We start from the raw sequence: 20,241 nt of genomic DNA, 5'->3' as shown, positions 1-20,241 counted from the left end.
TGTCGGTGCTAAGCTCCATTCAATCGCAGCAAGCCTGATGGCATGGAGAATCCCGATGACCGACGTCACCACTACCTTAGCAGCCCCCACCGAAGCGAGCACTGCCGCCGTCACCGACCTGCAGGCCTATCGCCAACAGCGCGCCGCGCGCCAGATGGCGCAGGAATTGATCGCGTTGCCTTTCCACGGTGCACATGACGGCTGGTCGCTGTCGGCATTTCATCCCTTTGCCGCTTCGGCGCGCACCAACCTGCGCTGAAGAGAACACCACCATGACCGCTGAATTGCGTATCGCCGAACCCGCACCGCACCTGCACGCCGTGCCGCCGCAATCTCCCGGCAACGACATCGAAGACATCGTCGCCGACAATCTTTCGCGCCTACGCGCGCTGCGCCATCTTTCACTCGACGGCCTGGCGCGCAAGTCCGGCGTGAGCCGCGCCATGCTGGCGCAGATCGAATCCGGCCGCAGCGTGCCGACGATTCGCGTGCTGCAACGCGTGGCATCGGCCTTGCAGGTGTCGGTGTCGGCCTTCCTGCGCAACTTCGCACCGCAGGGGCTTGCCGTATTGCCGGTGCAGGATTCGCCGCGCACGGTCAGCGGCAACGGCCGCTTTTCCAGCCGCAGCCTGTATCCCGCCGGCGAGCGCCGTTTCGAATTCCATGAACTGAAGCTGGATGCGCTGTCGACCGAACATCTGCAGGCGCTGGTGCCGGGTGCACAGAAGAACCTGGTCATCACACACGGCACACTGGAGATCCACATCAACGATCATCGCCAGCTGCTCGGCACCGGTGATGCCATATTCTTCGATGCCGACCACGCGCACAGCTATCGCAATCCGGCCAACGTCGAAGCGGTTGCCTACGTGGTCACGCAATATCCGGAGACGCGCACGGTGTGATTTTTTCGACTGCCGGCATAAAAAAGCCTCGCTGATGCGGGGCTTTTTCGTTGTTGAGGGCGGAATCCAAGACCGGAACCCGGGCGCTCCCTCTTCATCTATCGCTCATCAATCCTCTGCAATACAAATGCATCGAGATCGAATAGCAAAGATAGCCAGAAAATACAAACAACAATTCTGATTAATTAGAATATTGCAGTTTCTGCCTGCGTTGCCGCAGAAAAAACGGCGGCGTCACGCACAAACACCCGCAAAATCTTGCCTTTCCGACATGCCACATGCGGAGCGACAAGTGATCCCTCCTACTTTTACTCCCACGCCGTCCCGAGCGAATTTCATCCAGCGCGGCTTCACGCTGGTGGAAGTGCTGACGGCGATTTTCATTCTGGCGCTGGCCGCTTCCGGCGTCGCGGCAATGCAGCTGCACGCCTTGCGCACTGCGCAACACAGCGCTTACCAATCCGCCGCGCTGCAATTGGCCATTGAACTGGCCGAGTTGCTGCGCGCCGAGGCCCAGCCGACGTCCTACCAATTCGAATACAAGGCCGCAGTTGCGCCATCCGTGGCCTGCGCAGGAGCCGACTGCGACCTGGCCGCCTGGAAGCAACGCCTGACCGAAGCCTTGCCGCGCGCACGCGTGGTGGTCTGCACGGACAGTACGCCGGTCCTCAATGAGACGCTGCGCTGGGCCTGCAGCGGCAGCAGCGGCGACGGCCCCTTGCTGATCAAGATCGGCTGGGCGTCGCGGGAGCCGGCGCCTGCCGCGCAATCCGAGCCGCCGCCATTCCTCGCGTTGCCGGTGGAGCGATAAATGCACCGTCATCAGCAAGGCCTGACACTGATCGAATTGATGATCGCCATGGCGCTCGGCATGGGCGTGGTACTGGCCGCGATGGCGCTGATGCAGGCGGCACGATCGACCTACCTGAGCGTGGCCGACAGCGCCCAGGTCCAGGAAAACGGTCGTTATGCGCTGGACCTGATGGCGCGCACCGTGCGGCAGGCGAACTACGTGCCTCAAGATAATCCGGCGTTCCTGCGCAATGACCTCGGCGGCCTCGAACCGGGCGTCTTCGGCATCGACAACGCCAGGGTGAGCGAGCATTCGACCGGCTTGTCGTCGCCTTCCGCCAATCGCGATGCCCATGGCAGCGATTTGCTGGCGATACGTTTCTTTGGATCAGGTCCCAGGAATCAGCCGGACAACGACATGCTCAATTGCGCCGGCTTCGCAGTCCCCGGCCCCAACGGCGCCACCTCGTTATCGGACCTTGAAGAGGTGCGCGGCCTGAGCATCTTTTACGTGGCGCCCGACAGCACCGGCGAACCGGAGCTGCGCTGCAAATACTTCACCCGCGACGGCGGCTGGAGCGCTGCCGCCATCGTGCGCGGCGTGGAGTCCTTCCAGGTACTGTACGGCGTGCGCAACGTGAACAATATCGGCGGCGATCTTGACTATATGAGTGCAACGCGCATCGACAAGCGCTGGCGCGATGTCGCGGCGATCAGGATCGCGCTGCTGGCGCGCGGCGAACGCAATGTTCGGGACGGCGGCACAGCGCTCGTGCATCGCCTGTTCGGCGCGGCATATCAGGATGGCGGCGACGCCGGCGCAATGATCGATGAAGCGAGATTGCCACCCCTCGTGCAACAACGCACCCGCAAAGTCTTCCAGACCACCATCTGGTTACGCAATTCCGCGCCATGAGTACCACACATCGCCAACGCGGCGCCTCGCTGCTGATCGTCTTGCTGATGCTGGTGGTGGTGATGCTGTTCGGCGTCTCCGCCGCGCAGCTCACGCTCATGAACGAGAAGTCTTCGCGCAATGATCGCGACCGCCACGTCGCCTTCCAGGCCGCCGAAGCCGGATTGCGTGACGCCGAACGCGACATTGCCGGCGGTCGCGTTGCACCGGAAGTTTTTCCCGAGCAGGCGGGCGCTTGCCACGGCACCGGTGCGCACAGCGGACTATGCCTGGCCGCTGCCAACGCGGCGCCATGGCGGCTCGTCGATTTCAGCACACCGTCGCCGGCGGTGCGCTACGGCCAGTTCACCGGATTGAGTTTTCCGCACGGCGCGGCGTCGCTGCCGGCGCAACCGCCGCGCTACCTGATTGAATTGCTCAGGCTGACGACGGCAGACCGGCAAGTTGCAATGCGCTATCGCGTCACGGCAGTCGGCTTTGGTCCGAACTCAAGCACGCAGGTCATGCTGCAAACCGTACTCAACGCCGCACCGCTGCCGCCATCACAGCCACCGCCACGCATGAGCTGGCGGGAAATCAACAACTGAACAACATCGCATCACCTAGGAGACAGACCATGTTGCGTTGCCCTCGCCATCACCATCGCGGCTTCACCCTGATCGAACTCATGTGCGTGCTGTGCATCGTCGGCATGCTGGCGCTGTTTTCCTATCCGTCATATCAATCCTACACACGCAAGGCGCGGCGCGCCGAAGCACGCGCGGCGCTGATGCAGGCGATGCAGCAACAGGAACGCCATTTCACGCAGCACAATCGCTACCATGCCTACAGCGACGCCGCCACCGCCGGGACATTCAGATGGTTTTCCGGCGACACCGAGGCCGGCAGCGCCTATCGCGTCAGCGCCAGCGGATGCAGTGGCGGCACCTTGCAGGAATGCGTGATGCTGTCGGCGACGCCGGCCGGTGGCTTCATTGATCACCAATGCGGCACGCTGACGCTCAATAGCCGCGGCGAACAAACCATCTCCGGCCTTCCGTCCGCTATCGCTCCCGAGGCGTGCCGATGAAATCGGACGCAATGCGTCAGGCCGGCTTCACGCTGCCGGAACTGCTGATCGTGCTCGCTATCGTCGGCGTGCTGCTGGCGGCCGGCATGCCCGGCCTGCGCAGTTATACGCAAAGCCAGCAGCTCGCGGGTGCCGCCAACGCCTTCCTGGGTGCGCTGAACCTTAGCCGCAGCGAAGCCATCCGGCGCGGCGGGCGGGTCGACCTGGCGCCGCGCGACGGCGTCAACTGGGAAAACGGCTGGGTGGTATTCGTCAACAAGCCGGCCGACGCCAACCGGCAATTCGATGCCGGCGACGAATTGATTTACAGCCACGACAGATTGCCGGCGGGCATGGTCTTAACGACCACGCTGACCGACAAGTCGGCGCCCTACATCGCTTACAATGGCAACGGCAGGACCCGCAACAATATGAGCGACCGGGCGCCGCTATGGGGCTCGTGGCAATTCTCGCTGGATGGAAGAAGCCGCCTGGTCAGGCTTGGAATCCTGGGCCGCGCCCGCATCTGCAATCCGGCGGATGACCGAAGCTGCGCATTCTGATGCACCTCGCGCCGCCACCAACCAGAACATCGTTGTCTTTATGTCCATCTACGATATCTTCATCGAAAACGACCAGCAAGCCATGGCGCTGGCGCTGCAACAAGCCGAACGCGGCATGTTCACGACCACGCCCAACCCGCGCGTCGGCTGCGTGATCGTGCGCGACGGCCGCGTCATCGGCGCCGGTTTCACCCAGCCGCCGGGTGGCAACCACGCTGAAATCGAAGCCATGCGCGACGCCCGGCAACGCGGCAACGACGTGCGCGGCGCCACCGTCTACGTCACCCTGGAACCCTGCAGCCATTTCGGCCGCACCCCGCCCTGCGCCGATGCATTGGTGACGGCCGGCGTCGGCAAGGTGGTGTCGGCGATGACCGATCCCAATCCGCTGGTGGCCGGCAAGGGCCTGGAAAAATTGCAGGAGGCCGGCATCGCCGTGGTGTCCGGCGTATTGACGGAGCAGGCCCGCGAAATGAACATCGGCTTCTTCAAGCGCATGCAGCACGGCACGCCGTGGGTGCGCATGAAGTCGGCCGCCAGCCTCGACGGCAAGACCGCCTTGCACAATGGCAAGAGCCAGTGGATCACCGGCCAGGCGGCGCGCGACGACGGCCATTTCTGGCGTGCACGCGCCTGCGCCATCCTCACCGGCATCGGCACCGTCAAGGACGACAACCCGCAACTGAGCGTGCGCGCCGTCGACACGCCGCGCCAGCCGCGCCGCATCGTGGTCGACAGCAAACTGACGCTGTCGCCGGACGCCAACATCCTCACCGGCGGCGGCACCTGGGTCTTCACCGCCAGTGAAGACCGCGCCCGCATCGCGGCGCTGGAACAGCGCGGCGCCGAGGTCATCGTGCTGCCCAACGCCGCCGGCAAGGTCGATCTGCCGCGCGTGATCGCCGAGCTCGGCAAGCGCAACCTCAACGAAGTGCACATCGAAGCCGGCTCCAAACTCAACGCCTCGCTGCTGCGCGAAGGCTGCGTCGACGAACTGCTGGTCTACCTTGCACCCAGCCTGCTGGGCGACGGCCGCAGCATGTTCGACCTGCCGGCGCTGGACGACCTGTCCGGCAAGATCGCGCTGCGTTTCCATGAGGTCAAGCAGATCGGCGAGGATTTGCGTATCCTTGCACGGTTCGATTGATCGCCCGGCCCAGCCACGCTATTTCGTTATTGATTTCATTATTTATTTCGTTTATTTGGATTCCATCATGTTCACAGGCATCGTCGCCGCCGTCGGCAACATCACTTCCGTTCAACCGCTGGGCAACACCGCCGACGCCGGCGTGCGCCTCGACATCGACGCCGGCCCGCTGGCGATGGACGACGTTGCGCTGGGCGACTCGATCGCCCTCAACGGCGCCTGCATGACGGTGGTGGAAAAGACCGCAAAAGGATTCACCGTCGACGTCTCGCGCGAGAGCCTCAACCTCACCGTCGGCCTCGATGCGCCCGGTGAAGTGAACCTGGAAAAAGCCCTGACCCTGGCCGAGCGCCTGGGCGGTCACCTGGTCTCCGGCCACGTCGACGGCCTCGGCGTGGTCCGCAAGTTCGAACCGGTCGGCGAATCGTGGGAACTGGTCATCGAAGCGCCCAAATCGCTCGCCAAGTACCTTGCCTACAAAGGCTCCATCGTCGTCAACGGCGTCTCGCTGACCGTCAACCGCGTGGAAGACGTCGCCGGCGGCTGCCGCTTCTCGATCAACCTGATCCCGCACACGATCCAGGTCACCACGCTCAAGCACCTGAAGGTCGACGGCAAGGTCAACCTGGAGATCGACCTGATTGCGCGTTATGTCGAGCGCATGCTGTCGACGACGCATAAATAAAAGAATTCGCCCACACCGGGCATTGCCGAGGAGACCCGGAGATGAATGTCGCAGACAAGCGCAGCGCTTTCAAAGCACTGCACCGTGAAGGATGTTTTGTCTTGCCCAATCCCTGGGATATCGGCAGCGCGAAGTTGCTGGAAGGTCTGGGATTCAAAGCCCTGGCGACTACAAGCGCCGGTTATGCATGGTCGCAAGGCCAGGCCGACGGTCAGACATCGCGGGCCGAATTGCTGGCTCATCTGGCGACCATCGCGGCGGCGACGACACTTCCCGTGAATGCCGATTTCGAAAGCGGTTTCGGCGATGATCCGGCCGGCGTCGCCGAGAGCGTGCGCATGGCGGTGGCTACCGGGATTGCCGGATTGTCGATCGAAGATTCAACCGGCATGCCCGACAATCCGGTCCGGGAATTCAGCGACTCCGTGGCGCGGCTGCGTGCAGCGCGCGCCGCCATTGATGAAAACGGCGGCGACACCTTGCTGATCGCCCGCGCTGAAAACTTCTTCGTCGGCCGTCCCGATCTCGACGACACGATTGCCCGCCTCAAGGCCTATGCCGAAGCAGGCGCCGATTGCCTCTACGCTCCCGGTATCCAGACCCGCGAACAAATCATCGCGGTGGTCTCGGCCGTCGCACCGAAGCCAGTCAATTTACTGATCGGTTCCGCCAATGGCTTGACGGTGGCTGACGTCGCTGCGCTCGGCGTCAGGCGCGTCAGCGTCGGCGGCGCATTGGCGCGCGCGGCGTGGGGCGGCTTCCTGCGCGCCGCCCGCGAAATCGCGGAACACGGCCGCTTTGACAGTTTTGCGGAAGCCGAGCCGGGTGCGGCGCTGAATTCGCTTTTTCGCGAAAAGAACAAGTAACAGCACCGGTCCGGCCCCCGAGGTCGGGACCGGTGTCATCCTGCGACGATTACTTCTCCAGGCTATAACGCGCCGCCGGCGTATTGCGCGACAGATGCGCCGACATCGTCTTGCGTGCCGCCTCGTAGGCTTCCCACTCCTCCACTTCATGCAGCGACGGAATCGTGATCAGCTCGCCACGGTCGAATCCCACCAGCGCGGCGTCGACCATGCTCTCTGCCGACATGACGATGTTCTGATCCAGATGCTCGACCGGCAAGCCGCCTGTTGCCCAGAAATCGGTCGCGGTCGCGCCCGGCAACACCGCCTGCACACGTACGCCCTGCGCCGCCAGCTCATGATGCAGCGACTGGCTGAACGCCTGCACGAAAGCCTTGGTGCCGCCATAGACGCCATTGAGGACTTCCGGCGCGATGGCGACGATCGAGGCGATGTTGATGATGCCGCCCTTGCCGCGTGACGCAAAAGCCGGAGCGATCGCATAGGTCAGGCGCGTCAGCGCGGTGACGTTGAGATCGATCATCTGCACCATCTTGTCGACGTCGCTGGACAGCAGCGGCGTATGCGTGCCGATGCCGGCGTTGTTGACCAGCAGCGTGATGCTGGCGTCGCTGCGCAGCTTGGCTTCCACCTGCGCCAGCGCCGCCTTGTCGTTGAGGTCGGCGTCCAGCACTTCAACCGTGCGTTGCGTTTCGGTCGTGATGCGGTCGGCCAGCGCGTTGAGGCGATCGCGGTTGCGCGCCACCAGGATGAGGTCGTAGCCGCGCTTGGCGAGACGGTCTGCATAGATCGCACCGATGCCGGAAGAAGCGCCCGTGATAAGGGCCGTGCCTTGATGTGCCTGGGTCATGATGTATTCCTTTGTGAGATGTAAGCAGGGATCCGGGTTCGAATCCATGGCTGCATCATAGGACTGAACATCAATGTCTCAAATGACGTTTATGGTAGTATTTTGAGACATTCAACAGACAAGGGACGGACATGCACCGTATCGGCTACCTGCTGCAGGACGGCTTCCAGGTGATGGCGCTGGCGACGCAATCGGTGTTCGAGTACGCGAACATGGTCGCAGGCGAACCGTTTTACGCCATCGATAATTTTTCCGTGAAAGGCGGCGACATACGCTCCTCGCTGGGACTGAACGTGACGACGCGGCAAGCGACGCTGCGCAGCCCGGCCGACACCTGGATCGTCACCGGCGTCGGCGATCCGGTGCATTCCCCCGCTTCGGCGGCGGAGCTGGCATTCCTCAACAAGGTCAGCACGCGCGCGCGACGCATCGCGGCGATCTGCACCGGCGCTTTCGTGCTGGCCGAATCCGGACTGCTGGATGGACGGCGTGCCACCACCCATTGGTACTTTTCTCGCGAGATGCAGACGATGTTTCCGGAGATCCAGGTGGAGGATGACCGCATCTATCTGATCGACGGTCCGATCTGGACCTCGGCCGGCATGACCGCCGGCCTGGACCTGGCGCTGGCGATGGTGGAAAAGGATCTCGGCCCGGACGCGGCGCGCTCGGTCGCGCACAAGCTGGTGATGCACCAGCGGCGTTCCGGCGGCCAGTCTCAGCACTCGGAAATCCTCGACCTGGCGCCCAAGTCGGACCGCATCCAGAACGCGCTCAATTACGCCCGCAAGAATCTTTCGCATGCGCTGTCGGTGGAAGAACTGGCGGAGTCCGTCAGCCTGAGTCCGCGCCAGTTCAGCCGTGTGTTCGTTGCGGAGACCGGACAGTCGCCGGCCAAGGCGATCGAAGGCCTGCGCCTGGAGGCGGCGCGGCTGATGATAGAACAAAGCCGTCATCCGCTCGACGTGATTGCGCGCGAAACCGGCTTCCGCGACCGCCGCCACATGCGCGAGGTGTTCATGCGCGGCTTCGGCGTACCGCCGCAGGCGATCAGGCGCGAGGTGCGGGAAGTCCGTTAGTCCGTTATCTGCGCGCCTGTCAGGCGCGTACGCTCAACCGGTAGGACGTCGTCTGGCGATAGACCTGCCCCGGCCGCAAAATCACGTCTTCGCGGTCGGGCCCGTTGACCTGGTCCGGGTAGGCTTGCGCTTCAAGGCAGAAACCGTCGTGCGCGGCATAGACCTGCGCGCCGCGGCCGGCAATGCCTTCCAGAAAATTTCCGCTGTAGAACTGCAGGCCGTTCTCCGTCGTGGCGACCGTCAGCTCGCGTCCCGAGCCGGGATCGTAGACCGTCGCCACATCGCGCAGGGCCTGCGCATTGCGGCTGCGCGACGCGGTTGCGGGGTCGCCCGGACGCAGGCAATAACAGTGATCGAAACCACCGGCGATGGCGAGCTGATCATCGGGCCACGCCAGGCGCGCGCCGATCGGCGCCGGCTGGCGGAAATCGAAAGCGCTGCCGGCCACGTCCGCGGCCTTGTTGGGGATCAGCGCGCGGTCGACTTGCAAGTAACGGTCTGCATCGATGGACAAGATGTGATCGCCGATGTCGGCGGCGCCGCCGTTGAGGTTGAAGTAGCCGTGCGATGTCAGGTTGAGCGGCGTCGGCGCATCGCTGGTGGCCGTGTAATCGATGCTCAGCCGGCCCTCGTCGTCGAGCCGGTACAGCACCGACGCCAGCACGTTGCCGGGGAAGCCGGCGGCGCCGTGCGGCGACGCCAGCGTCAGGCGCAACCCCTCTGGGTCGGCCTGCACCTGCCACGGCAACAGGTGAAATCCCCCCGCGCCGCCGTGCAGATGATTCCCGCCTTCGTTGCGGTCGACCTGGTAGTCGACGCCGTCGAGGGAAAAATGGCCGGCGGCGATGCGATTGCCCCAGCGTCCGATGACGCCGCCGAAGTACGGCGTGTTGGCAAGATAGTCCTGCTGGTCCGGATAGCCGAGCAGGATGTCGGCTTCGCGGCCATAGCGGTCGGGCGCCCACCAGGAAATCAGCGTGGCGCCGCGATTGCTGATGACGACGCGCATGTCGTGCGCATTGCGCAGGGTGTACAAGGTAACGCCGTGGCCGGCGGAAGTGCTGGAGAGGGTGAAATGTGTCATGTCGTCGGAATGCGGCGGCGAATCAATCGCCTTGGATGGGTTCCTGCAATGAAGGAAGTGAAGACGGCGCGTTTTCCGCGGCGCCCTGCAATAGCTGCTCTTGGTATTCCCGCGGCGTGCAGCCGAGCTCGCGCTTGAACACCGCGTGCATGTATTGCACCGAGGTGAAGCCGCAACTGACGGCGATCTCGGCGACGTTGCCGTGCGCCTGTTGCAGCATGCGCCGGGCGGCGTCGAGCTTGAAGCGCAGAATTTCGTCATGCACGCTGCGGCCGAGCTCGCGCCGGAAGTACCAATCCAGCGACGAGCGCGACACGCCGACGTAATCGGCGACCTGTTCGGTCTTGATGCCCTGGCAGGCGTACTGGCGGATGAAGTGCATCGCCTGCATGACGTGCGGATGATTGCGCGCTTCGTGCCGGCTCGACGCCAGCACATTGATGCCGGCCGGCGGCACCAGGATGCGCTTGTCGGCAAACTGGGCGCCGTGGCCATGCAGCATCTGGTGCAGCAGGTGCGCCGCCGTACGGCCCATTTCCAGTGTGCCCTGGATGACCGAGCTGAGCGGCACGCGCGTCAGGATGCGCGCCAGCGGGTCGTTGTCGATGCCGATCAACGCGACCTGCTCCGGCACCGCGATGCCGGCGAACAGGCAGGCTTGCAGCAATTGGCGTGCACGGGCGTCGGTGACGGCGATGATGCCGATCGGCTTGGGCAGGCTGCGGACCCAGGCGATCTGCTGTTCCACGGCGGTGTCCCAGGACTGCGCGCTGGTGCCGACGCCGCGATAGATGTGGCCTTGGATGCCGTCGCGCTGCGTCAGCGATTCGAAAGCCTTTTCGCGCTCCTGCGCCCAGCGGTTGACATCGGCCTGCGGCAGGCTGAAGCAGGCGAAATTCTGCAATCCGGCTTCGATCAGATGGTCGTAGGCCAGCTTGACCAGCTTGAAGTTGTCGGTCGCGACATAGGGCAAATCCTTGGGATAGTCGGCCTCGTCGGCGTAAGAGCCGCCGACGGCGACCACCGGCAACTGCACGCGCGACAGGGCTTCCTGCATGGTCGGGTCATCGAAGTCGGCGATGATGCCGTGGCCCTGCCAGCGCTCGATGCCTTGCGGCCGGCAGCGGAAGTCCTCCTCCAGATACAAGTCCCACGACGCCCGCGTGCTGGTCAGGTATTCGCCGATGCCGGCGATGATGTCGCGGTCGAATATCTTGTTGCCATTGAACAGCAGCGCAATGCGATGCACGGTCGGTACTTTTGTCACGCTGAACTCTCCGATGCCCGGGCGGCGGCAGCTATCGCTGCGCCGGCGGGCGGTCTCCTGAAGCGCCGGAGTATCTTCTGACGATGTCGAAACACTATCATTCCGATTCCGGTCTTCCTGTTTTTTATCCTGTTTCGATTGTACCGAGGGTGCGTTCCCACGTCAGTCCAAATAGCCATTTGTGCAAGTGCAATAGAAAGAATCGCACTCCCGGTTGGCGGATTTCGTAATTGTGGTGGCCGGTATGCGGTTGCTAGTATGGCCGCACATCAAGCCTCGGCGAGGCAGAGATGGGCAGGAGCGGACCGGTGTCCTTATATGAATGTCCGCCGAAGCAGGAGCAGACCCCCTTAAAAATCATAATGAACAATCTGGAGACAAGGCAATGAACGCAATCCTGAAAAAGAGTGTATTGGCCCTGATGGCGGCGACCACGATGTCGCTGGTCGCAGGCGGCGCGATGGCCGACGCCAAGAATCCGAAGATCGGATTTTCCATCGACGACCTGCGCGTCGAACGCTGGGCGCGCGACCGCGACTTCTTCACCGCTGCAGCGGAAAAACTCGGCGCCAAGGTATTCGTGCAGTCCGCCGACGCCAGCGAAGCGCGCCAGATCTCGCAAATCGAGAACCTCATTTCGCGCGGCGTCGACGTGATCGTGATCGTGCCGTTCAACGCAACGGTGCTGACCAACACCATCAAGGAAGCCAAGAAGGCCGGCATCAAGGTGCTGTCCTATGACCGCCTGATCCTGAACGCGGACGTCGACGCCTACATCTCGTTCGACAATGAAAAAGTCGGTGAAATGCAGGCCGAAGGCGTGATCAAGGCGCAATCGAAAGGCAATTTCTACCTGCTCGGCGGCTCGCCTACCGACAATAACGCCAAGATGCTGCGCGAAGGCCAGATGAAGGTGCTCAAGCCGCTGATCGACAAGGGCGACATCAAGATCGTCGGCCAGCAATGGGTCAAGGACTGGAGTCCGACCGAAGCCCTGTCCATTGTTGAAAACGCCCTGACCGCCAACAACAACAAGATCGACGCCATCGTCGCCTCCAACGACGGCACCGCCGGCGGCGCCATCCAGGCGCTGGCGGCACAGAAGCTGGCGGGCAAGGTGCCGGTATCGGGCCAGGACGCCGACCTCGCCGCGATCAAACGCGTCGTTGCAGGCACCCAGACCATGACGGTCTACAAGCCGCTCAAGCTGATCGCCACCGAGGCCGCCAACCTGTCGGTGCACCTGGCTCGCAATGAGAAGCCGAGCTACAACTCGCAGTACGACAACGGCTTCAAGAAGGTCGACACGGTACTGCTCAAGCCGATTCCGCTGACCAAGGCCAACGTCAATATCCTGGTTGACGACGGCTTCTATACGCAGGCGCAGATCGGCGCCAAGTAAGTCCCTCTTCGCATCTCCGCGAAAAACAAGCACGCAAGTACGGCGCCCGGCGGGCGTCGTACCCGCGTCTTCCCATCCCATTCCGCGAGCGCAGCATGTCAGAGTATTTATTGGAAATGAAGGGCATCGTCAAACAGTTTGACGGTGTCCGCGCCCTCGACGGCATCGACCTGAAAATCAAGGCCGGCGAATGCGTCGGCCTGTGCGGCGAAAACGGCGCCGGCAAATCCACGCTGATGAAGATCCTCTCCGGCGTCTATCCGCACGGCACCTGGGACGGCGACATCCTGTGGGACGGCAAACCGCTGGTCGCCCATTCCGTGCGCGACACCGAAGCGGCCGGCATCGTCATCATCCATCAGGAGCTGATGCTGGTGCCCGAGCTGTCGGTGGCGGAAAACATCTTCATGGGCCACGAACTGACCCTGCCCGGCGGCCGCATGAACTATCCCGCCATGTACCGTCGCGCCGAAGAACTCATGCGCGAACTGAACATGCCCGACATCAACGTCGCCCTGCCCGTGATGCAATACGGCGGCGGCCACCAGCAACTGGTGGAGATCGCCAAGGCGCTCAACAAGAAGGCGCGCCTGCTGATCCTCGACGAGCCGTCGTCGTCGCTGACCGCCTCCGAAATCGCGGTGCTGCTCAAGATCATCATGGACCTCAAGGCCAAGGGCGTGGCCTGCGTCTACATCTCGCACAAGCTCGATGAAGTGGCCGCCGTGTGCGACACCATTTCTGTCATCCGCGACGGCAAACACATCGCCACCACGCCGATGGGAGAACTTGACGTCGACCGCATCATCACGCAGATGGTCGGACGCGAAATCACCGCGATGTATCCGAGCCGCGACCATCAGGTCGGCGAGATCGTGTTCGAGGCCCGTCACATGACCTGCTTCGACGTCGACAACCCAAAACGCAAGCGCGTCGACGACGTCTCGTTCTCGGTGCGGCGCGGCGAAATCCTCGGCATCGCCGGCCTGGTCGGCGCCGGCCGCACCGAGCTGGTGTCGGCGATCTTCGGCGCCTATCCAGGGCGCTGCGAAGGCGAAGTCTGGATGGCCGGCGCGCGCGTCGACACCGGCACGCCGCTCAAATCGATCCGGCTAGGCCTGTGCATGGTGCCGGAGGACCGCAAACAGCACGGCATCGTACCCGACCTCAGCGTCGGCCAGAACATCACGCTGACGGTGTTGGAGAACTTTTCTCGCGGCACCCGCATCGACGGCGAGGCGGAGCTGAAAACCGTTCAGGAAGAGATCGCGCGCATGCGACTCAAGACCGCGAGCCCGTTCCTGCCCATCACCGGCCTGTCCGGCGGCAATCAGCAAAAGGCCGTGCTGGCCAAGATGCTGCTGGCAAAGCCCAGGGTATTGATCCTCGACGAACCCACGCGCGGCGTCGACGTCGGCGCCAAGGCGGAAATCTACCGCCTGATCGCCGAACTGGCGAAGCAAGGCGTGGCCGTGATCATGGTGTCGTCCGAACTGGCGGAAGTGCTGGGCGTATCCGACCGCGTACTGGTCATCGGCGAAGGCAAGCTGCGCGGCAATTTCGTCAATCAGGACCTCACGCAGGAAACGGTGCTGGCGGCGGCCATCAACCAATCGCCGCAACAGCGCATGCACGTCGCGACGCCTTCCGCCGCATAAACACAACACTCTGGAATCAAGCATGACCTCAACCATCAGCACGCGCAACGGCGCGGCCAACACCACGGCCAACATCAAGCAACTCTTCAGCCGCTACAAGATCATGGCGCTGCTCATCGCCATCGCCATCATCTGGGCCTTCTTCACCTGGAAGACCGAAGGCGGCTTCCTCACGCCGCGCAACCTGTCCAATCTGCTGCGCCAGATGTCAGTCACCGGCATCCTGGCCTGCGGCATGGTGCTGGTCATCATCGCCGGGGAAATCGACCTGTCGGTCGGCTCCCTGCTCGGTCTGCTGGGCGGCGTGGCCGCCATCCTGAACGTCACGCACAACCTGCCGCTGCCGCTCAATCTCTTCCTCGTGCTGGCGCTTGGTTTGTTGCTCGGGCTGTTCAACGGCTACCTGACGGCGTACATGCGCATCCCCTCCTTCATCGTCGGGCTGGGCGGCATGCTGGCGTTTCGCGGCGTGCTGCTGGGCATCACCGGCGGCCTCACGATTGCACCGGTATCGAGCGACCTGGTGTACCTGGGCCAGGGCTACCTGCCCGCCAGCTTCGGCGTCGCCCTCGTCGTCGTGCTGTTCGTGCTGGCGCTCGCATTGACCTGGCGCCAACGCGTCAATCGCCAACGGCATGCATTGCCGGTGGCGCCGCTGTGGCGCGATGCGATCAAGGTGGCGCTGATCGGCGCGGTGCTGCTGGCGTTCGTGCGCACGCTCAACAGCTACGACGGCATCCCGGTGCCGGTGCTGCTGTTGCTGGCGCTGCTCGGCCTGTTCAGCTATGTCACCAAACAAACCGTATTCGGTCGCCGCATCTACTCGGTCGGCAGCAACATGGAAGCCACGCGCCTGTCCGGCGTGAACGTGCAGTCGGTCAAGCTGTGGGTGTTCGGCATCATGGGCGTGATGTGCGCGCTGGCCGGACTGGTCAACACCGCACGCCTGGCGGCGGGGTCGCCCTCGTCGGGCAGCATGGGCGAACTCGACGCCATCGCCGCCTGCTTCATCGGCGGCACTTCGATGCGCGGCGGCTCGGGCACCATCTACGGCGCGCTGATCGGCGCACTGGTAATGGCCAGCCTCGACAACGGCATGTCGATGCTCGACGTCGGCACCTACTGGCAGATGATCGTCAAGGGCAGCATCCTGATGCTGGCCGTGTGGGTCGACGTCAGCACACGCTCGGGCCGCTGAGCGGCCTGCCTTGATCACATTTCTGAAAAGAGGAACGCCATGCAAGCGACTATGCAAGCAATACCGGCCCACGCCGCCTTACCTGCCGATCTTGACGACGCACTGCTGATCGGTCGCGTCTGGAGGAACAGCAAGATCAACGGCCCCTGCGTCGTCGTCGTGCGTCACGGCCAGGTCTTCGACATCACCGCTGCGGCGCCGACGGTGGCAGACCTGCTCGACGCCGAAGACCTGCTGCATGTCGCGCGCCACGCTCCCGGCGAAGCGCTGGGCAGTGCGCTCGACCTGGTTCGCCATGCACTACACACACAAGACGACACCAGCCTGCCGCTGTTACTGGCGCCTTGCGACATCCAGCCGATCAAGGCCTGCGGCGTGACGTTCGCGGTCAGCATGCTGGAACGCGTGATCGAAGAAAAAGCCGCCGGCGACGCCGGCCGTGCAGAAGCCCTGCGCAAGGAATTGCAGGCCAGCATCGGCGCCGACTTGTCCACTATCCGACCCGGTTCGGAAGCGGCCATCAAGCTGAAGCAGGAACTCGTCAAGCGCGACGCCTGGTCGCAGTACATGGAAGTCGGCATCGGTCCCGATGCGGAAGTGTTCTCGAAAGCGCAGGCGATGTCGGCGCTGGGACTGGGTGCCGACGTCGGCCTGCACCCCGCCTCGCAATGGAACAATCCCGAGCCGGAAATCGTGCTGGCCGTCAACAGCGCCGGCGAAGCCGTCGGCGCAACGCTGGGCAACGACGTCAACCTGCGCGACATTGAAGGCCGCAGCGCATTGTTGCTTGGCAAGGCCAAGGACAACAACGGCTCGTGCGCCATCGGCCCCTTCATCCGCCTGTTCGACGAGCGCTTCACGATCGACACGGTGCGCCAGGCCGAAGTCTCGCTGCTCATCGAAGGCGATGACGGCTTCCGTCTCGACGGCGTCAGCTTCATGCGCGAGATCAGCCGCGATCCGCTTGACCTGGTGCAGCAAACCTGCGGCGCCCATCACCAGTATCCGGACGGCTTCATGCTGTTCCTCGGCACCATGTTTTCGCCGATCAAGGACCGTGGCGCAGCCGGCGCCGGCTTTACCCATCATCTGGGCGACCGCGTCACCATCGCCAGCCCATCGCTGGGCGCGCTCGTCAATCGCGTGCAACGCAGCGACGCCATCGCCCCCTGGACCTTCGGCATCCGCTCGCTCTATCGCTATCTGGCCGGGCGCGGCCTGACCGATTCAGTGCCCACTTCAGTATCATCTTCCAGGAGAACAGCAGCATGACAGCATCACCATCGGCTTCCCTCGCGACCGCGCCGAGACCCTTCGAGCACGCTGTCTACCGCAGCCTCGCCGGCAAACGCGTGGTCATCACCGGCGGCGGCACCGGCATCGGCGCCGCGCTGGTGGAAGCCTTCGCCAGACAAGGCGCACAGGTATTTTTCCTCGATATCGCCGAGCGCGAGTCGCGCGAACTGGAAGCCGCGCTGCGCGACACGCCGTTGCCGCCGACCTTCCTGCAGTGCGACCTGCTCGACCTGGACGCGCTGGCGGCAAGCTTTGTCGTCATTGAAAAGATGGCCGGCGCCGTCGACATCCTCATCAACAACGCCGCCAATGACGACCGCCATAAAGTCGCCGACGTCACGCCGGCTTATTGGGATGAGCGCATGGCGGTCAACCTGCGCCATCAGTTCTTTTGCGCACAGGCGGTTACACCCGGCATGCGCGAAATGGGCCGCGGCGTGATTCTGAATTTCGGTTCGATCTCGTGGCATCTGGCGTTGCCCGGACTGGCGCTGTACATGACGGCCAAGGCCGCCATCGAAGGATTGACGCGCGGCCTGGCGCGCGACCTCGGCGTGCACGGCATCCGGGTCAATTGCATCATCCCCGGCGCGGTGCGCACGCCGCGCCAGATGCGCCTGTGGCACAGCCCGGAAGAAGAAGCCAAGATCCTCGCATCGCAATGCCTGTACGAACGCGTCGATCCGCACGACGTCGCGGCGCTGGCGCTGTTCCTGGCATCCGACAGCGCGTCGAAATGCTCCGGTCGCGACTACTTCGTCGACGCCGGCTGGTACGGCGCATGAGTGCGCCCGCTCCGACCTGCGTGTGGCCGGTCGGCGCCGAACTGGGCGAGGGTCCGGTCTGGCATGCGGCGGAACAGGCGTTCTACTTCGTCGACATCAAGGACCGTGCAATCCATCGCTGCGATGCCGACGGCGACCACCGGCGCAGCTGGGCTACGCCGCGGCCGCCGGGCTTCGTGCTGCCCCGTGACGGCGGGGGCCTGCTATGCGGCATGCAAGGCGGCCTTTATCAGTTCACTCCGGACACCGGAGTTTTCACGTTGCTGCAGCCGGTGGAGCAAGACCTGCCGGGCAATCGGATCAATGACGGTTTCGCCGATCATCGCGGCCACCTGTGGTTCGGCACCATGGACGACGGCGAGGAAAATCCGAGCGGCGCGCTGTACCGCCGGGACCGCGGAATCCTGCGCCAACAGGACAGCAACTACATCATCACCAACGGCCCGGCGATGAGCCCGGACGGCAAAACGCTCTATCACACGGACACATTGCTGCGAACGGTATATGCTTTCGATGTCGACGCGGCGGGAAACTTGTCCGGCAAGCGCCCCTTCATCGTCATTGACGGCTCCGGTTATCCGGACGGCATGGCGGTGGATGCGGAAGGTTGCCTGTGGATCGCCCTGTTCGGCGGGTGGCGCATCGAGCGCTTCCTGCCGTCCGGTGAACTGGCCGGCGTGCTTCCCTTCCCGTGCGCCAACATCACCAAGCTGGCCTTTGGCGGCGCTGACCTGCAGACCGTGCAGGTCACCACGGCATGGAAAGGCCTGTCGCCCGCCGAACGGTCGCAGCAGCCGCTCGCGGGAGGCTTGTTTTCGTTCCGCGCCGACACGCCTGGCTTGGCTCAACATTACATATCGACAGAGGTACAGAAGTGACAAAACCACAGCAGACACCGCGCCGTTTCCGTTCCCAGGACTGGTTCGACAATCCGGACCACATCGACATGACGGCGTTGTATCTGGAACGCTTCATGAACTACGGCATCACCGCCGAGGAACTGCGCTCCGGGCGCCCCATCATCGGCATCGCCCAGAGCGGCAGCGACATCAGCCCGTGTAACCGCATCCACCTTGAACTGGCGCGCCGCGTACGCGACGGCATCCGCGACGCCGGCGGCATTCCGATGGAATTCCCGCTGCATCCGATTTTCGAGAACTGCCGCCGCCCGACCGCGGCGATCGACCGCAACCTGTCCTACCTCGGCCTGGTGGAAATCCTGCACGGCTATCCGATCGACGCCGTGGTGCTGACCACCGGCTGCGACAAGACCACGCCGGCGCAAATCATGGCCGCCTCCACCGTCGACATCCCTGCCATCGTTCTGTCGGGCGGTCCGATGCTCGACGGCTGGATGGACGGTGAACTGGTCGGCTCGGGCGCCGCCATCTGGAAAGGCCGCCGCCAATTGTCCGCCGGCCAGATCGACAATGAAAAATTCCTCGAGATCGCTGCCGCCTCGGCACCTTCGTCGGGCCACTGCAACACCATGGGCACCGCTTCGACCATGAATGCCATGGCCGAAGCGCTCGGCATGTCGCTGACCGGCTGTTCCGCGATTCCCGCGCCGTATCGCGAACGCGGACAAATGGCTTACGAAACCGGCCGCCGTATCGTCGGCATGGCGTATGAAGACCTGCGTCCTTCCAAGGTACTGACGCGCGAGGCCTTCCTCGATGCCATCGTGGTCAACGCCGCCATCGGCGGCTCCACCAACGCCCAGCCGCACATCATGGCGATGGCGCGCCACGCCGGCGTCGAGCTGGATTCCGATGACTGGATGAAATACGGCTACGACGTGCCGCTGCTGCTCAACATGCAACCGGCCGGAAAATACCTCGGAGAGCGCTTCCATCGCGCCGGTGGCGTGCCGGCCATCATGTGGGAACTGCAACAGGCCGGCAAGCTGCGCGCCGACCGCCTCACCGTCGGCGGCAAGACCATGGCGCAGAACCTAGAAGGCCGCGAGAGCCATGACCGCGAAGTGGTGTTCCCTTTTGCAGCACCGATGCGCGAACGCGCCGGCTTCCTGGTCCTCAAGGGCAATCTGTTCGACTTCGCCATCATGAAGACCAGCGTCATCTCGGACACCTTCCGCGAACGCTATCTGAATACACCGGGCAGCGAAGGTATCTTCGAATGCAATGCAGCGGTATTCGACGGCTCCGACGACTACCACGCGCGCATCAACGATCCGGCGCTCGCCATCGACGAAAACACCATCCTGGTGATCCGCGGCGCCGGTCCGGTCGGCTGGCCCGGCTCGGCCGAGGTGGTCAACATGCAACCGCCTGACGCGCTGCTGCGCCGGGGCATCACGACCCTGCCGACGCTCGGCGACGGCCGTCAGTCGGGCACCTCGGACAGCCCGTCGATCCTGAACGCCTCGCCCGAAAGCGCGGTGGGCGGCGGTCTCGCTTACCTGCACACCGGCGACAAGATCCGCATCGACCTCAACACCGGCCGCTGTGACATGCTGATCAGCGATGAGGAACTGGCCAGGCGCAAAGCCGAGGGCATCCCGGCGGTGCCGGCCAGCCAGACGCCGTGGCAGGAGATTTATCGCGACACCGTCGGCCAGCTCGAGACCGGCGCCGTCATGGAACTGGCGGTCAAGTATCAGGGCATTGCCAAGGTTCTGCCGCGTCACAACCATTGACGCGCAGTGCGCGGCGACGGGCCGGCCCTGCTCGCAGACCT

At 63.8% G+C, this 20,241-nt stretch carries 21 protein-coding genes; 18 read left to right on the top strand and 3 right to left on the bottom strand.

Features of this window, described 5'->3' with window-relative positions:
• Window positions 1-37: 37 nt before the first annotated feature.
• The 10 genes from ACIROY_RS14590 (at window position 38) to ACIROY_RS14545 (ending at window position 6,922) form a co-directional block, all read left to right on the top strand.
• Window positions 38-259 (top strand): hypothetical protein, encoded by a 222-nt coding sequence (locus ACIROY_RS14590; RefSeq protein ID WP_402278125.1) that lies wholly within the window; start codon window positions 38-40, stop codon window positions 257-259.
• Window positions 260-272: 13 nt separating this feature from the next.
• Window positions 273-905 (top strand): helix-turn-helix domain-containing protein, encoded by a 633-nt coding sequence (locus tag ACIROY_RS14585; RefSeq protein WP_402278126.1) that lies wholly within the window; start codon window positions 273-275, stop codon window positions 903-905.
• Window positions 906-1,197: 292 nt separating this feature from the next.
• Window positions 1,198-1,716, top strand: a complete 519-nt coding sequence (gene pilV, locus ACIROY_RS14580; RefSeq protein ID WP_402342150.1) for a type IV pilus modification protein PilV — start codon at window positions 1,198-1,200, stop codon at window positions 1,714-1,716.
• Window positions 1,717-2,613, top strand: coding sequence for a PilW family protein (locus ACIROY_RS14575; protein ID WP_402342149.1), 897 nt, complete (start codon window positions 1,717-1,719; stop codon window positions 2,611-2,613). It abuts the gene before it with no gap.
• The gene (locus tag ACIROY_RS14570; RefSeq protein ID WP_402342147.1) at window positions 2,610-3,200 is read left to right on the top strand and encodes a PilX N-terminal domain-containing pilus assembly protein; all 591 of its coding nucleotides are present in this window, start codon (window positions 2,610-2,612) and stop codon (window positions 3,198-3,200) included. Before ACIROY_RS14575 ends, ACIROY_RS14570 begins: the two co-directional genes overlap by 4 nt.
• Before the next feature lie 29 nt (window positions 3,201-3,229).
• Window positions 3,230-3,682 (top strand): type IV pilin protein, encoded by a 453-nt coding sequence (locus ACIROY_RS14565; protein WP_402342145.1) that lies wholly within the window; start codon window positions 3,230-3,232, stop codon window positions 3,680-3,682.
• The gene (locus ACIROY_RS14560; RefSeq protein ID WP_402342143.1) at window positions 3,679-4,224 is read left to right on the top strand and encodes a GspH/FimT family pseudopilin; all 546 of its coding nucleotides are present in this window, start codon (window positions 3,679-3,681) and stop codon (window positions 4,222-4,224) included. The genes ACIROY_RS14565 and ACIROY_RS14560 overlap by 4 nt, the downstream gene beginning before the upstream one ends.
• Window positions 4,225-4,264: 40 nt before the next feature.
• The gene (gene ribD, locus ACIROY_RS14555) at window positions 4,265-5,371 is read left to right on the top strand and encodes a bifunctional diaminohydroxyphosphoribosylaminopyrimidine deaminase/5-amino-6-(5-phosphoribosylamino)uracil reductase RibD (RefSeq protein WP_402278132.1); all 1,107 of its coding nucleotides are present in this window, start codon (window positions 4,265-4,267) and stop codon (window positions 5,369-5,371) included.
• Between the two features lie 67 nt (window positions 5,372-5,438).
• Window positions 5,439-6,056 (top strand): riboflavin synthase, encoded by a 618-nt coding sequence (locus tag ACIROY_RS14550; protein ID WP_402342141.1) that lies wholly within the window; start codon window positions 5,439-5,441, stop codon window positions 6,054-6,056.
• Window positions 6,057-6,097: 41 nt separating this feature from the next.
• Entirely contained in the window at window positions 6,098-6,922 is an 825-nt protein-coding gene (locus tag ACIROY_RS14545; protein ID WP_402342140.1) for an oxaloacetate decarboxylase, read from the top strand.
• A 49-nt stretch (window positions 6,923-6,971) separates the two neighbouring features.
• Here the strand turns inward: ACIROY_RS14545 and ACIROY_RS14540 are convergent, their stop codons facing one another.
• Entirely contained in the window at window positions 6,972-7,772 is an 801-nt protein-coding gene (locus tag ACIROY_RS14540; RefSeq protein WP_402342139.1) for an SDR family NAD(P)-dependent oxidoreductase, read from the bottom strand.
• Window positions 7,773-7,903: 131 nt separating this feature from the next.
• Here ACIROY_RS14540 and ACIROY_RS14535 point away from each other — a divergent pair, with 131 nt between their 5' ends.
• Window positions 7,904-8,851 (top strand): GlxA family transcriptional regulator, encoded by a 948-nt coding sequence (locus tag ACIROY_RS14535; RefSeq protein WP_402278136.1) that lies wholly within the window; start codon window positions 7,904-7,906, stop codon window positions 8,849-8,851.
• A 19-nt stretch (window positions 8,852-8,870) separates the two neighbouring features.
• Here the strand turns inward: ACIROY_RS14535 and ACIROY_RS14530 are convergent, their stop codons facing one another.
• The gene (locus tag ACIROY_RS14530) at window positions 8,871-9,935 is read right to left on the bottom strand and encodes an aldose epimerase family protein (protein WP_402342137.1); all 1,065 of its coding nucleotides are present in this window, start codon (window positions 9,933-9,935) and stop codon (window positions 8,871-8,873) included.
• Between the two features lie 22 nt (window positions 9,936-9,957).
• Window positions 9,958-11,202, bottom strand: coding sequence for a XylR family transcriptional regulator (locus tag ACIROY_RS14525; RefSeq protein ID WP_402278138.1), 1,245 nt, complete (start codon window positions 11,200-11,202; stop codon window positions 9,958-9,960).
• 385 nt (window positions 11,203-11,587) lie between these two features.
• On the opposite strand from ACIROY_RS14525, the gene xylF reads away from it, so the two are divergent.
• The 7 genes from xylF to ACIROY_RS14490 all read left to right on the top strand — a co-directional run bounded on the left by xylF (window position 11,588) and on the right by ACIROY_RS14490 (window position 20,200).
• Window positions 11,588-12,604 (top strand): D-xylose ABC transporter substrate-binding protein, encoded by a 1,017-nt coding sequence (gene xylF / locus ACIROY_RS14520; RefSeq protein WP_402278139.1) that lies wholly within the window; start codon window positions 11,588-11,590, stop codon window positions 12,602-12,604.
• A gap of 95 nt (window positions 12,605-12,699) precedes the next feature.
• The gene (gene xylG / locus ACIROY_RS14515; protein WP_402342135.1) at window positions 12,700-14,262 is read left to right on the top strand and encodes a D-xylose ABC transporter ATP-binding protein; all 1,563 of its coding nucleotides are present in this window, start codon (window positions 12,700-12,702) and stop codon (window positions 14,260-14,262) included.
• Between the two features lie 22 nt (window positions 14,263-14,284).
• Window positions 14,285-15,460 (top strand): sugar ABC transporter permease, encoded by a 1,176-nt coding sequence (locus ACIROY_RS14510; protein ID WP_402342133.1) that lies wholly within the window; start codon window positions 14,285-14,287, stop codon window positions 15,458-15,460.
• 51 nt (window positions 15,461-15,511) lie between these two features.
• On the top strand, window positions 15,512-16,732 hold the full coding sequence (locus ACIROY_RS14505) for a fumarylacetoacetate hydrolase family protein (protein ID WP_402342716.1): 1,221 nt from the start codon (window positions 15,512-15,514) through the stop codon (window positions 16,730-16,732).
• Complete coding sequence (locus ACIROY_RS14500; RefSeq protein WP_402342131.1) at window positions 16,729-17,541, top strand: SDR family NAD(P)-dependent oxidoreductase; 813 nt, start codon at window positions 16,729-16,731, stop codon at window positions 17,539-17,541. Before ACIROY_RS14505 ends, ACIROY_RS14500 begins: the two co-directional genes overlap by 4 nt.
• A complete protein-coding gene (locus ACIROY_RS14495; RefSeq protein WP_402342130.1) occupies window positions 17,538-18,419 on the top strand; it encodes an SMP-30/gluconolactonase/LRE family protein in 882 nt (293 codons plus the stop codon). Before ACIROY_RS14500 ends, ACIROY_RS14495 begins: the two co-directional genes overlap by 4 nt.
• Complete coding sequence (locus tag ACIROY_RS14490; RefSeq protein ID WP_402342128.1) at window positions 18,416-20,200, top strand: IlvD/Edd family dehydratase; 1,785 nt, start codon at window positions 18,416-18,418, stop codon at window positions 20,198-20,200. Before ACIROY_RS14495 ends, ACIROY_RS14490 begins: the two co-directional genes overlap by 4 nt.
• Window positions 20,201-20,241 lie beyond the last annotated feature (41 nt).

This window comes from Herbaspirillum sp. NPDC101396, from assembly GCF_044767365.1.
Lineage (GTDB): Bacteria > Pseudomonadota > Gammaproteobacteria > Burkholderiales > Burkholderiaceae_D > Herbaspirillum.
The sequence above is the reverse complement of the archived record's forward strand: the minus strand, read 5'-3'. Positions and strand labels throughout refer to the sequence as shown.